We start from the raw sequence: 16,473 nt of genomic DNA, 5'->3' as shown, positions 1-16,473 counted from the left end.
TAATTTAAAATATTTCTAATGTTTCGTTTCATTCGGCCAACAGCTGACTTGATTAAATCGGTTGTGCGCTAACCGAACTCTTGACGCAGGTTCCATTAAAGGCTCCCATTTCATTTTTGGCTTTTGCAGCCACTGGATAGCCTGTATTCTTAATGTTTCAATTTCTGGCGCCAGGGTTTCTTTCACTGGATTAATAGCTCCTTCATTGACTTCAACCGTTTCTTTATCTGAAAGATTAATGTTACCTGAAAGATTAGTGTTACTTGAAAGATTAGAGAACACCTGCGCCGTGTTTTGCTGTTTTCTTAACCAGCAATTCATTTGGTCAACTAATTCAAACACCGAATGAGCAATGATAGCGAGCTTACAGCGCCTATTCATACGTCCAAACTTCAAAGTGTATTCTACTGCAGAAGCGACAGCCTCCCCTCGCTGTTTTAGTAAATCGTTTAAGTAATTCAAATTTTCATTTAATAGCGTTATGAGTTGTTCGACTGAGTCTTCTGAGAAAACAAACAGTCTCGCTCGACCGGAATTCACCGAAACGCCTCGTGCTACCGAATTATCTTGTCCCACCCAGCTATCTCCAACCCGATTGTATCGCCTAACCCGGTTATCTAGCAACTCGTTTCGGATAGCTTCTTCAACAATCATATGTGCGTTCATACCACCAATCGCCAGGGAGTTGATCGCTGCTCTGCGTGGAAGGGGAAGCTCGCTTGATTCATTACGCTTGACCGGCCAAGGTTTGCTTTTTCTTAACAGTTCCACACCTTCTTTTAGTTCAATTCCTTCATTTAAATCTTTCAACCCATAAACCGGCATTAGCTTATCATTTTGAAGCGCATAAATAATGTGCATTAGTACTGTAAAGGTCGAAGCGCAATCCGCATGGCCCACGATTGGCTTTATTGAGCCAATGAAAAGATTGGCAGTCTTGCTAGCAGCTATATTAAAACCTTTATTAGAACTAGTACTTGAACCATTACTCGAAACATTGCTCGAAGCATTACTTAGAAAAGCAGCAGAATCATTCGCTGTTTGCTCTTTTCCAGCATACATTTCTTGTAGCGCAATCAATTCTGACACATCACCCAATAGAGATCCATTGGCCTCTGGCTCAATGTAACTGACGCTACTGAGATCTTCAATCCCGGCCATGTCCAAAGCTTCTGAAATGGCTAACTTTTGTCCTTTTATATTTGGGCTGTACCATTTAAGCGGTGCTTTACCGCCATGACAACCACCAACGGAAAGAATATCAATATAACGATTATCACCTTGTTCGGTGGCAAGTTGTTTCGACTTTATGATGACAGCACCAACACATTCAGACGCTAAATACCCATCTGAAGCTTGATCAAAACTCTTAGTTTCTCCCTTGCTTGACAACAACCCCATTGCATCAGTTTGCAACAACTCATCCTTAGAGAAAGACATTTCCGCCGTTGCAACAATGGCTTGCGCGCAACGTCCAGCATAAATGGCTTCCATCGCCGACTTTATCGCAATTAAAAACCCCGAGCAACCGGTCTCTCTAGCCTCACTAGGCCCCTGTAAATTTAAAATATTAGAAATGCGATTAGGGTAATATCCAGCCGTTTCAGAGCGCTTGTCGTTATTTCCGATGAGAGTATTAAATCCGGAGCTGCCTTTGGTCGCAACGAACACGCCAGTTTTCACCCGATTGAAATCGGTTAAGTTGTAACCTGCATTTTGAATCGCTTCCCAGCAAACCTCCAATAATATTCTTAACTGAGGATCCGTAACGCAGGCTTCTTCATGAGTCATTTTAAACAATGTATGGTCAAATAGTTCGACATTATCTAAATAATTTCTGGGTAATAATTGTTCACCATTCAGCCCCATCAGTTGCTTTCTTTTGTCTGACAAAGGTGCCGACACAGGTTCGCCAACCGCCAGTTGTTGCCAAAAGTCCTCGACCGAGTCAGCATTAGGGAAGCGACCGGCCAGTCCGATAACCGAACAACGCCCATCTTTTGCAATGGCTTTTGGTGGTGTGGCTTGGAGCTTGTCAATCCCAAGGATCGGTTGCGCAACAATATGGCTAGGCGTGGCCGATAAAATATGTTGAACAATCTCATCCATGGTGCGACATTCTAAAAACAGGCTCGATTTAATCTCAGGGAAATGTTTTTGGAGTTCTGCGAAGACTGCTTTAGAGGTAATAGAGTCGATACCATAAGGTTCTAGCTCATCACTATCGGCAATGACACCCGGCTCTACCTCTAACACTTTTTCGATATTATCTCGAACTAATCTTGCAATCGATTGTTCTTCTGTTGCTTGGAGCGTCGTATTAGCGGGAAACGATGGCTTAACCTCACCTGTTATTCCATAAAAGCTCATGGCAGGCTGCTCTGAATCACTAAACAAGATCAGATCAAACAATAAGAAATTTCCTTGGGTTTGGCGAGCAACTAAACTGGCACTGTGATACCTTTGCTCCGCCACATTCATCAAGCCACATTCCATTTTGTCCACACTAGTCATTGATAAACACTGCGCAGAAAATGGCGCTTGTTCATCGAGCAACCAACAAGCACTTTGTAAGGCTTCAGCAATCATTGCTCGGTTAATTGGGGAATGGATTGAAGAAGACGATAAAGACTGACTGTCTTTAAATGTAAGGATAATTTCGCTCTTACCTAGTTCAACATTTGCAATGCTTTCACTGCCTGATAAATTTTCAGCAGGCAGATTGGTTCGATTAGTGTGGTGACTAGAACTGACTCGACGCTTGACCCAATTTTCGTCCAATGGTTTAAACCAACCATTAGCAATACATACTTTAGCAGCACTAGAATTTGATTCGGTCTGGTCAAGAAACACTTCCACGCCCTGGCCTTCACCATGAGCTGTTAGGTCTATCGTCAGCGGTTGTGCTGACATCTCGGACAGATTATCGAATGACAGGTTCTCCACCAAGAATTTTGATCTCTGCTTGCTTGATTCTAATAGTGACGCAATTAGGTAATCCAGCACAAACGCGTACCCACCCATGCCATAACTTGGCTCTGGTGTACAGTTAAATGTCATCTTGCCGATGGAATGATCAACCAGATTTAGCCCGTGCTTTTTTGTTTTTTGTTCCTTTGCTGAATCTGCTATTGAATCCGTTGCCGAATTAGCCGCCACAGTTAACCAATAACTGTCTTGGGAAAACGGATAAGTAGGCAGCGATAATCTTTGAGGCCGTTGTGGGCCATCATATAAAGCAGCAAAAGCAAGGGTGCGTTTACTTAACCATAAGTTTTCGAGCTTGTCCCAATTGCCCTGCTTAGCCAAAGTGATAGCTTGTTGCTGCTCCTGTTGATAATCTTCCTCAACGCGAACATTCACTGCTGAATATTGATAGCTGGGCGATGACTGATCAGATATAAAGCTCTCTAAGGCAAGGCCGGCTTCTTGCATAGAACTCACTTGCGAAACAAACCTGTGAGAGAGTTGATCTCGACCGGTTAGCAATGTGTAAATTAAATCTCTCAACTTAACCGCGTTAGTGACTGCTACTTGACGAATAAACCCAAGAAGTTGTTCAGCGATTGTTTTCAATTGAGATTTATTTTTCGCTGATAGGATCAACATTTGTTTACTAGGGAAATCCCTCATCGATTGTGTCAATGGCGCATTAACTTCTGGCAAACAACTGCGCAAAATTAAATGGGCATTCACACCACCATAGCCGAATGAACTGACGCCTGCATACTTGGGTTGCATCCGACCATCTTCGTCTGGTAAGTCAGGCCAATGTTCCGTTTCTGATAATATTTTAAAGCGCGTATCTTGCAGTTTTATGTAAGGATTTAACGGTTGGCTATTGACGCTTCTCGGTAATTTGTTGTGTTTAAATTGCAACATAACTTTAATAATACCAGCGATACCTGCAGCCAGCTCCAAGTGTCCTATATTTGATTTGGCAGTGCCTATGTAGCAGGTTGCTGGCGCAATTTTTGTGTCAGCCAATATCCCTTCATGTTCTTCCACACGGCTGGTTTCAGCGAATGCTGCCATGATGCCTTTTATTTCAATGGGGTCTCCTAATGATGTTCCCGTACCGTGAGCTTCAATATAAGTAATAAGGTCACTAGTGATATCCGCATCCTTAAGCGCAGCAGCGATCACTTGCGCTTGTGCGATAGGGCTTGGAGCGGTCAAAGAACTGGCTTTTCCACCATGATTAATGGCACTGCCAATTATATGGGCTAAGACTGGATCACCATCACGCAATGCCGTTTGCAAAGGTTTCATTAAAATAACGCCGACCCCTTCGCCTCTAAGATAGCCATCGGCTCGCTCAGAAAAAGTTTTGCACTGACCATCTTCTGCCAACATGCCCGCTTTATTAAAGCTGACATGAAGTTCGGGCGTCACTATTAAATTGACGCCTCCGGCAATGACTAGCTGACAACGTCCGCTGCGAATCGCTTCGACACCTTTATGAACCGAAACTAACGAACTGGAACAAGCGGTTTCTATGGGTTCACTTGGACCCGTAAGATTTAGAAAATAACTGATGCGGTTTGGACACATTGACGCAGTGATCCCGGTCGAGCTGTTACCTTCAATCGCATTGCTATCGTCTGCCAACAATTGGCTGTAACCGCCAATACCGACACCGAAAAACACCCCGGTGTCGGTTCCTGACAAACTCTGCGGTGCATAGCCAGCACTTTCTATTGCGCTGATGGTATGCATCATAATGAGTCGATGCTGAGGGTCCATTCGCCGAGCTTCGGCAGGCGAAATGCCAAAGTAAAAGGGATCAAACCGATCGGCATGGGAAAGCACTCCCATCCACTTAATGTTGGTTTTATTTTTTTCCGTTTGAGGATCACCAAAGATTGCTTGCCAATCCCATCTATCGGCTGGAATTTCCTCGCTGCATAATTTGCCATTGACTAGGTTTTCCCAAAATGCGTCAAGATCCTCGGCATTTGGAAAACTGCCACTCACACCAATAATGGCAATGTCTCGATGACTGACTTCAGTCGTGGCACGATTGTCGGTTTGAAGATGATCCCTTGACCGTTTTGCGGCCCCAGGTAAGTTATCTGCTTCATTCGGCATTTCCAAAGTATTTACTTCCGCCCTATTGTGTTGCTCGAAATTTTCTTCAGTCTTATTTTCTTCGATCTTATTTTCTAACTCGGCTTTGTGATTTAAGTCGTCTTTATGATTTAAGTCGTCTACATAAACCGGGTGTTCGAGCGCCAGATATTTTGCCAAAGCTTTAATAGATGAATACTCAAAAAACAAGGTCGGTAATACCTCGGTGCCGACTTTCGCCGACAACACATGGGCAAATTCGGCAAACGACAGTGAATCGAAGCCAAACTCCGTAAACTCTGAAAACACATCCAAATCGTCGGGATCAAACTTAAGCACTTCAGCGACCAAGTTAAGTAACATCACCTGGATTTGAGTCTCATCTAATACGCGGCGAGCTGAGGATTGTGTATCATCATTCAATGCTTCATTACTGGGCGATGCCGATAGATCAGACTCTCCGATGTTGGATTGAGTCACCTCATCTTGATCGTCGATGATCTCAGCATCGATGGTCTTGGGTAGCATTGCAAACACCAAACGCTGCCCAGCCATATTGTCAGACGCATTTGCGTTTTCAGTGGCCAGTCGCAACAATGCCGTTGCTTCTAATTGCGTGATTGGCCTTAAACCATTATTTGCTAATGCCTGCAATGTTTTTGCTGGCACTGGCATACCCGATAACTCCCACACTGGCCAGTTTATCGAAATGGTACTACCTAGCCGACCATTCTTCTGTTCTCTGGCATTTCTATAATCGGAGTAGGCGTCCATAAAGGCATTCGCTGCCGCATAATCAGACTGGCCAGGATTGCCATCGATCGCGCTCAGTGAAGAAAATAAGATTAACTGACCCACATTCCATTTTGTCAGTACTGTATCAAGATGAATTAAACCCCAAACCTTGGGCTGTAGCACGGCTTTGATTGAGTCATTTTGCTTATTCAAAAGTAAGCCATCGTCTACCATTCCCGCGACGTGCATCACAGTATCAATCGAACCAAATCGCTGATGAATGTCTGCAAACACATCATCCACCCTTGCTTCGGACGTCAAGGTTAATTGGCAGTAATGACCATTGATTTGCTGCAAAAACTCGGCATGCTGTTGATGACTGTTAACGTCCTCATCAGCAGTACTTCGACCACACAAGACGATCACCGCGTCATCGCACTGTTCCCGTAACCCTTTTGCCACCTGTTGACCGACACTGCCTAAACCACCGGTAATCACATATACCTTAGCAGGCGCGGTTTCTGTTGCACGAGTTGTGACGAGTGGTTCGATACCAACCGGATTAATCCGTCGAACATATCGCTTACCGTGTTGATAAAAAATATCTGTGTCTTCACGATGTTTGGCATCGGTCGCAATATTCTGAACCAGTGTGTCGCTGATACCGTCTTGTATTAGTGCAACTTGGCAGGACAGTAAACCTAATGTTTCTTGACCAGCGGTTTTCAAAAATGCAGATAAACCATGCAGCAACTCTAACGCCATCGTTTCATGATTGAGGATCAATAGCTGGATATGGCAATGACGATTGAGTTTCATCAATTGCTGACAAACACTGGCTAATTCAACGCAGTTTTGTTCATAAGTCGCGGCAATGTTCGCTTCTGGTTGGCTTAACTGAAATATCACCGAGTCAGGCATTGCCCGCTGGAAATGAACAATATCATTTTGTGTCGCATCTCCCGCTAAAATGATGTAATGCAATGCTGTAGTTTCTGCGGCTACCGAGTCAGTAATCGCAGGAGCCGTTACTTCGCTTCGTTCAGCTAACTGCCATTCAGGTCGAAACACCTGAATATTTTTGAGTGAATCATTTTTTCCAGAGGTTTTAAGTAACGGGCCATGAGTATTATCAGGCGTCGAAAGTTGACTGCCCGGGTCTTTTTTGGGTACGGGAAGGAGCACTAGTCCTCGCAAACTGATGCAAATCTCTCCTGCTTCTGAGCAAATATCAATGTCGTACTCATCCGGCTGAGCCACCTTCGTTTTTGGCTTTTGCCTCACCCAACAATAAACACTTTCAGGGCAAGTAGAAAACACATTGAGGCGCTTTAGCTGGAACGGTATTCCCGCTTGAATAAATTGCACCGATCCCGACGCTTTACTTTGCTCATTTGAGTGATAGTGACAACCCAAAATTGATTGAATTGCGCTATCTAAAATAGCCGGTGCCAGTAACCAATCTGAATTACGCTCAGTAGGAAGAACGACTTGTGCCAAGGATCCGACTTGACTATTGTGACCACAATGTAATTGAACAATTCCCCGTAACGAAGGACCAAACTCTAACCCAGACGCTAAGAAATGCTGATACAGGGTATCGCGATCGAGTGTTGTCGCCACACAACGATTTTTCAACAGTTCAAGATTTAGATTGCCTGGTTTAACCATAGCCACTTGTTCAAGGGAACCGGTGGAAACAGTGACATCTCTAGACTGATCGACTAATTCAAACTTTGTTATCTCTGAAATCTTTTGTTGATTCAGCGTTAACTCAGCGCCCGCTTCAACCGGCTTTCGCCAAACAAAATTTCGCAAACTAAAAGAGCTAATCAATTGAGATTGAGAAGCCAGTTGTCGAATGATTTCAAACTGAGCAACACCAGGTAATAAGTGGTGTCCCCCAACCTTATGATCTCTCAGCAAGCTATCCGCTTGGTTCACTTGAATCGATGGCTTAAAGGTTGGTTGGTCAGTAAAACCTTTAGAAGGGCTTGTACCGTCAGTCGATTTAACATTCGTTCTGTGATTCACAACAATAGTCGCAGAATTTTGAGTAAAATCATTCTCATCACTTGCAATCCAAAAATTCTTCTTTTCAAACGAATACCCAGGTAAGCCCACTCGATGTCGTTCTTTACGGTCGAATAGAAATGTAAAGTCCTCTTTAATACCTTCACAGAATAATTCCGCTGCTCGCCACATTAACTCAGTTCGTTTTGATAAATCGTGGCCTTGAAGGTGATAAGCGGCTTTAAATTCCGACACTTTATCACTCTTTATTTGGGCATCACCGACTTGCTTTTTCGCGACTTTTCGGAACAAATAATTATTCGATGTATGCTCCGTCGCTTGCGGATCGGCTAACCAACTTTCCAATTGGATACAAAGCTGTTCAATGGAAGAACTGACCAATGCCAAGCGACAATCCATATATCGTCGACCAACCGCAAGCGTATAACTCACATGCGCAATATTCAATGTTGGTGTTTGGCGGAGTTGAACTAAATAGCTTTCAACGATTTGCTGCAATTGCCCAACACTGCGCGCACTGACAAATATTGGATAAGCTTGATTAACATTCGTCGCTAATGATTCGTTTGGCTCGTGAGTTTCAGGTCGATGTTGGCGTAACAAAACGTGAGCGTTAGTGCCGCTAAACCCAAAGGAACTTACCGCAGCATAACTGGCTTCGGTTTCATAAGGTAAGTCAACCGCTGCTCTGTTGATATAAAATGGGCTGCGATCGAGTTGAATGGCTGGATTCACTTGATTGAAGTTTAAATTACCTGGAATCTGCTTTTTCTCAAGCACCATGATGGCCTTTATCAAGCCAGCAACACCCGCTGCAGCCAATGCATGGCCAATATTAGTTTTAACCGATCCTAAGGCACAATAATTTTGTTTCTCGGTAAATTGTCCAAATGCTTTTTTCAGTGCAGAGAACTCAATTGGATCGCCCAACACTGTTCCGGTACCATGGGCTTCAACAAATTTGATCCGCTCAACATCAACCCCTGAGCGCTGATATATATCGGCAAGCAACTGTTCTTGCGCTTTTGCACTGGGTGCCGTGATGCCGTTGCTGGCCCCGTCTTGGTTAAGGCCCGAAGCGGTGATCACTGCATGGATTCGATCGCCATCGGCCACGGCTTGGTGATATCCCTTTAACAGCAGAACACCAACCCCCTCTCCAGGTACAAAACCATCAGCCGCCGCATCAAAAGTACTGCAGCGGCCAGTTTTAGACATCATTTTCGCTTTCGCAGCAACCTCATAAAAATCCGTTGTGGTATGTAACGAAGCACCGCCGGCTAACGCGTACTGGATTTCACCATTACGGATCGCTTGACAGGCCAAGTGGGTTGCCACGAGAGAACTAGAGCAAGCCGTATCAATGGTTATCGCCGGACCTTGCAGATCCAAATAGTAGGAAATTCGAGAGGCAAGCACCGCCGCTGAATTTCCCCAGAATGCTTGCGGCGGTTGGTTGCCATCGAATAAGTTAACATATTGACTACCGCCGTTACCCACAAATACGCCGCATTTGCTTTGTCGATTATTTTCTCCAGCATACCCCGCATCTTCTAACGCATGCCAACACTCTTCCAAAAATAATCTTTGTTGTGGATCCATGTAAGTTGCTTCAGAAACTGAAATATTAAAGAACAAAGGATCAAAACTTTTAATATCAGAGACGAAACTGCCAAAGCGACAATAGCCTTCAGCTTGTTGAGCAAAACCACTATCTACACTGGCTAAGTCCCAGCGACTGACGGGTTCTATTAAACTGTTTCCGGCGATTAACTGTTGCCAAAGATCGTTATAGTTTGCCGTACCGCCAAAACGACCGGACATACCTATGACAGCAATTTCATCGATTGGTTGATGATTGTTTTGGCTAGTATCTGGTTTTGGTCTGATATCTTTCGATCGACTACCTTCTGACAGAGCTTCATCAGCTAGTACCCTATCTGTAATATTAGGTATCCCAATTTCGTTAGATACCGGTAGCGGTTCAACTTTTAACAATGAGTCCACGTCTTGGCTAACAGGAGCATCAAGCTCAACCTGAGGTTCCACATTATAAGGTTCGGCAACTTGAGGTTTGGTAACTTGAGGTTCCGCAACCTGAGTTTCTCGGCCAGATTGACTAATTATTGTGTTACCTAACTCATCGACTAAGTGATCAATCAATTGTTCAAGGTTAGCAAAGTCGAACAGCAAGGTTGCCGGTAAATCCGCCGATAATTCTTGATTCAGTCGCTCAACGATTTGCACGCTATTGATCGAATCGACACCCAGATCCATAAAGCTGATGTCAGCTTCGATTTCATGTCGTGGTAGTGCCAAGTCTTCAGCTAATACCTGCAACACTAAAGCTGAGTATTCCGACACTAATAATTCACGGTTTTCTAATTCACGCTTGTCTAATTCAACACTATCATCTGACAGAGTCTCGGTGTTTTGTAAGTGGTGATCGACCGTCTCAGGTGTTAGCTCAGAATTGATTGAAGCAACAACCTTTGGGGATAAAGAATGAATATGATGAGCAAGTTCAGTGGGTGTGGTGTGGCTAAATACGTCAGCAACTTCCAACTCAATGTGCAGTTGTTCGTTTAATTTTTCGATCAAGTTTACACTATTAATAGAATCAACACCCAGATCGATAAAGTGGTCATCCAGTTCAAAGGACGCTTCTTCAAGATGCAAGGATTCGCATAATACTTCCACTAGTGCCAATTCAATTTGTGATAGGTCCAGTATTTCGGAGGATTTTTTGGTTAAGAGATCTTGTCCTGCAGCGGTGTAATTTCGGGTTTTATGGTTTGCTTGCGTCTCAGTCGTTTCATTTGTTATTGATCGGGAGATTTGCTTTTGACTCGCCTGGAATTGTTTTTTCTCGGCAGCCAATGGATCTGACGCTCGATTATTTCGGGTTAATTGGTTATTTCCTTGCGCCCAAAAAACCTGCTGACCTATCGCTGCCGAGTCATCTGCTAGAGGAACAAGGTGTTCAAATCCGGTTAGCTCTAATAAGCGACACCAAGTATCCGCCGTTAGTGCAGGAGTGCCTTCGATTCTTAGATCGGTATCGTTATGCAGCCACCAACCTTCAAACAAACCAAAAATAATATGATTCAATAGCGAAAACTGTGAAATCTCATTCAGTAACAATACGCCGCCTGGTTTTAACGCTGCGCGCACCTGTTGTAATGTTGTGTGAATATTTGCTGTGGCGTGCAACACATTGGCTGCTAATACAAAGTCGTAGGATGCCAGTTGAAAATCCTGTTCGCTTAACTCTTTCTCAATATTCAACAACTGAGTTTTCACAAACGGATATTGCGCGCGGTATTTTTTGTTTGCGGCCGCAGTGAACGCCGGAGATATATCGGTAAAATGATATAACTCAATATGCTCCGAGTACTCGGCAAGTTTCGCCAACACCGCCTCGCTGGTTCCTCCGGTACCCGCACCAATCTCCAAAAATCGAAGTTTGCGTTCAGGAAATTGTCGCAAAAGTTGTTTTATACTGTTCTCTAAACTATTGACTAACAACGCATTGTAGAGATCCGACTTTTCATTACCCTTATATAAATTGGCTGAATCATTGTTACTGAACAGAACTTGAGCCGCGTTCGCTTTGCCTTCTAAGATAGATGGTAACTTCGTTAGTAACTGATCAATTAAATGACAAAAGCTAGCAAAGCCTTCCGAAGACTCGATCAGTGACTGCCACTCTGCAGCAACCTCTGCTTCACTTTGTGCAAACAACTTGGCTTGAGTCGTTGCGTGAATTAAACCTAAGTTGGCTAATACATGACGAGTCGTTTGCAACCATTGTTGTAGATAACCGGCGAGCTGAGTTGACGACGGATAAAGTTGTTCGGAACGAAGCAAAGTAAAATACAAGCGTTTCGCTAAGGTGAGTTCTAGTCGCTCTTCAATGTCGAGTTTCAGAGCCTTTTTATCGACTTGCTGAAACCAATTGCTAGCAGACTTTTGCAACGTCTCTAAACTATAAATCACACCATTTAATTGTTCCTCTAGCCTAGAATTTTCAAACCCCATTTCGTCAGGCTGTTTTCCGTGTAGCTTTAAAAAGCTCAGCTGTTGTTGAGAAGACGGTAAGAAAGTTTCTAAAAATGCCATACCTTCACTTGGCTGAATTGATCCCAGGCCAAGGCTTTCCATACGCTTTGTAGTTTGGTCGCCGCTCACAATCCCCACACTTCCCCAATAGCCCCAGTTAACTACTTTAACTGGGAAGTTAACTTGTTGTTGGAGCTGCGCTGCAAAGGCATCTTTAAATGAACAACCGGCGGCGTAATTGGATGAACCTGCTGCAGGTGAAAAACTCTGAGTTGATGAGAACATCAGCATAAAATCTAACGGATCTTGAGCAAACACCATGCCCAAAGCCACACAGGCATTGACTTTGCCGTGCAATACCCGGTCGAAGTCTGGTTGCGACATATTTTTCACAAGAGCATCGTGCATAATCAACGCGGAGTTCACTACTCCATTGATCTTAGAAAACTTCGCGATAACTTGAGTTCTTACCTCAGCCATCGCTGCGACACTGGTTGCATCAGCAGATAAATAAACCGGCGCCGGTCCCAATTCTGACAGCCGATTAATTTTTTGCTGGATCGGGGCATCTTTCTGGCGTCGACCAACCCAGACAACTTGTGCATTGTAATGACGTAGTAAATGCTCTGTGAGTGTCTCACCAATGCCACCCGCGCCGCCAACAATTAGGTAAACGCCTTGCTGTTTAAACGCGCTGGGTAAATGGTTATTTAACTCCATCGGTTGTAATACCGAGCGATACCATTGATGATGCCGGTTAATCAATAATCCGAATGACTTGGGTATATCGTTGGTCAAAGCTTGATGAATGGCAGCCAGTCGCGGCTTAGCTTCTGCTGTGACATCATAAATTCCGATACGCCAACTCGTCATTTCTTGCGCCAGTGCACCTAAAAATCCATGCGCACTGCTGTGGGTTGAGTCATTCGTGTCGCGGGAGTGAATACTTTGGCTACCCGTCGTGATAACTCGCAGCTCTAGCGGTAATTTGTCGATGCCGTGATCGAGTAAGATTTTAACAACTTTAAACAACGCACTAACGCCGTCCTTTTGTTGTTGTATCAAATCGTCGGATATCGCCGAGCGACTGGCAAATGGGAGGATGATGGTTAAGCGTTTAAGTGTTGCAATATTAGGCAATCGATTGCTTTGGTTATCCTGACCGAAAAGTGGTAGCGGATAAATACCGGAAACACCTAACTCGTCTTTAAATAAATTGACTTCGTGAGCCGCAACCAATATGAGTTGTTCAGCACTGCTTCTAGAATTATCTACACGATCTTCTAGATGACCTTCTAAACGGCCTTGTGTTGTATTTTGGTTAGCTCCTGCCAAACTAGTGGTAAGCTCAAAAGGACGCCATTGACGAGAAAATGTGACTAACGCTTTGTTTGATTTTTCTAGACTTTGATGTTCTGAGAACGATCCTACTGAATTTGATCTTTCTGTGGTTACACTCTCTATTGCTCTAAAACGAAATCGGGAAATCTTGGCAATTTCCAAACCGTTTTCAGCAAGCAAAGAAATATCGTATTCTTGTTGATTGAGTGCTCGGAACCAAACATAAGCTGGTTTAGCCTCCACCGCCCCCATCATCAACTCATGCCAAGAGAAAGGCACCATCAACTCACTTGATTCACGGCTGCCCGCTAACAGGCCGATTGCGCTATGTAAAGCAGCATCCAGCACGAAAGCAAAGTCAGTAAAACTATCTCCTAAATGATCGCTGTTAACAGATTTTTTTTGAGTTTTATCTGCTTGGAATGAATCGGCATCGCTTAAAGACGCGAATAAACTTTGCTCCTGACGATCTCCCCCTTTGATCTCCTTAAGCAACTGATAAGACTGGCCATATTCAACACCAGCTTTACCATAACCTTCATATATTTCTTTATGCTGTAAAAGACTTTGATGATGCCGCTCACTTAGTTGCATAATATCAATCTGCGCCGCTTGCTGTGACTCTCCTTGTATCGTCCGTAAATTTAGTACTCCCCTACTATAAATGGTTTTACCATCAGCAGATTGCAACGCGACGGATAACTCATCGTTTGACTTTATGGTCACCGCAATACCGACCGGCAACTTATCTTGCCCAACAACCAAGGTTTGTAACAACACAAAGTTCTTTAATGCAATCCTCTTGACATCGATAGCACTAAAGTGACTGAGACATGCCTTAACAATTAATTCCGCTTGGAAAGCAGCAGCGACTAAATATTTGCCGGCCACTTTATGTTGCGCAATGGCCGACTCTGAATGTGAGAGTACCGTTTGTATACAAATACCCGATTGATCAAAGGAAGCCTTAAACCGATCCGTTGCTGGAAGAGCGAGTTTGTCAGAACCAAATCGTTGATCTTGGGGAACCCAATAGGATTGTCTCTGGAACGGGTATTTCGGCAACCTGCCAACACGTTGATTGTGATTGGGTTCGGGGTAAAATCCTTGCCAATCTATGTCGAGTCCACTCATCCACAAGTTAAGTAACTTGGCATAATGTCCAGCTTGAAACAGTTGCATTGCAACGGCATGAAGTTCATCGACACTATTCAGTAAGGACACGAACTCGGTATCGGGTTTTTTATCGCTGAAAAATATTTGGTTCTGGGTATCATCCCCATGCAAGTAGGCATTCAACGAATCACAGAGTGACTGTTTGTTTTCTGCGACAATCGCCATGCGCCATTTCATCGCCGGTCTGCCGACTTGTAAGGTGAACATAATGTTCGGCAAGATATCAGAGCTAACCTCAGGTAAATAACTTGCGTAACCTTCTGCCAAAGCTTTCAATTGCTCTGGCGTTCTCGCTGAAAGAATAAATAGTAAAGGTTTAGATTCAATTTTAGGTGAAGACGTATGAACATACTCTTCTAAAATCGCATGACCATTCGCACCGCCGGCACCAAACGACGAGACCGCCGCTCGACGGGGATAATCCGAAACCCATTCTGTCAATTCTCGCTGAACAGTAAATGGGGTGTCAGAAAAGTCTATCACCGGATTAGTTCTTTCTGAATGTAAACTAGGAACCAGCATTCGATGTTGGAACTGTAACAAAACTTTGATGATGCCTGCTAATCCAGCGGCAGACTCAAGATGTCCAATATTTGATTTAACCGAACCGATAGCACAAGCGTGTTTTACTTTCTTTTGATCGGCAGACTTTAGTCGTTTCGATGTCGCTTGCTCGAAGAATGCCGAGGTTAATCCAGTGATTTCTATTGGGTCGCCTAATGAAGTGCCGGTACCATGGGCCTCCACATAACTGATGGTTTCTACAGGAATATTGGATTTTTGTAACGCGTGGCTTACTAATGTTTTTTGCGCGCCAGGATCTGGCGCAGTAAATCCTTGAGTTCGACCGCCAGCATTAATCGCAGTGCTTTTGATTAATCCGTAAATTTGATCGCCCTGACGGCGAGCGTCTGCCAATGGACGAATTAAAATAGCCGCGACCCCTTCGCCAACAATAGTACCACCGGCGTTCTCACCAAACGATTTGCACTTATTGTCTTCGCTCAGCATTAACATGGCGCACAAACCTTGCATGTGAACGGGCCGAGCAATAATACTCACGCCCCCGACGATTGCACAATCACAATCGTCTTTTTCGATACTTGCGATGGCTAAGTGAAGTGCCGTTAAGGATGAAGAACAAGCGGAGTCAATGGCAACACTAGGCCCTTTAAAATCAAAGTAAAAGGAAACTCGATTCGCGGTACACCAATAATTAGTTAATAAAGAGTAAGTGCTGTTCATCATGCCAACAAAAACCCCCACCCGATGATTTTTGTTGAGTCTTTCAGCGGTATAACCTGCATCTTCTAAAGTATGATAAGCGGTTTCAAGAAATAATCTTTCTTGCGGATCCATAAACGCCGCTTCTTTTGGCGAGAGTTTAAAAAACAGAGGATCAAACTTATCCGCATCGTCAATAAACCCACCGACATTGGTGTAGATTTTTTCATTTTCCCCTTTCTTATCTGAATGATAGTCCCGCCAATCCCAACGTTGTTCCGGTATTTGAGTAATACTGCTTTGACCACGACTGAGATTATCCCAGAATTCCTCTAAATTGTTTGCACCTGGAAATCGACCGGAGACACCAACAATTGCCATATCCTGAGACGCCGCCTGCTGATCGATGATTTGATAAGTGGGTGTTTGGCTTTCGGCAGCAAGATCTAATCCATCACCTTGATCTAAATAAAACTCCGACTCATCAGGCACCTCATTTTCACTATTATCAACCTCTGAGCGCGATACAGGTGTAACCGCTGGCGTATTTTCTTGAGTTGTGGTTGTTTTGAAGTGAGCGGATAAATAGTTAGCTAACGCTCTTACTGTTTTATGTTCAAAAATCATCGGACTGGACACGCTATCAAAATCTTCACTGAGCGCATTGGTCAGTCGAACAACGATAATGGAGTCCATACCATATTCAGTCAGTGGCGTATCTAAATCCAATCGTTGTATGGGCAATTTCAAAATTTTTGCTGCGGTTGTTGCAACCATCCCTAGGACGTTTTCAAGTCGCTCATTATGGTTAATAATTGTATTTTCCAACTT

At 43.9% G+C, this 16,473-nt stretch carries 1 protein-coding gene; it reads right to left on the bottom strand.

Annotated elements, in window-relative coordinates; all coding sequences use genetic code 11:
* Positions 1-15: 15 nt before the first annotated feature.
* On the bottom strand, positions 16-16,470 hold the full coding sequence (locus QMA12_RS12120) for an SDR family NAD(P)-dependent oxidoreductase (protein WP_290210253.1): 16,455 nt from the start codon (positions 16,468-16,470) through the stop codon (positions 16-18).
* Positions 16,471-16,473 lie beyond the last annotated feature (3 nt).

It is taken from the genome of Pseudoalteromonas sp. APC 3893, assembly GCF_030408095.1.
GTDB lineage: Bacteria > Pseudomonadota > Gammaproteobacteria > Enterobacterales > Alteromonadaceae > Pseudoalteromonas.
The sequence above is the reverse complement of the archived record's forward strand: the minus strand, read 5'-3'. Positions and strand labels throughout refer to the sequence as shown.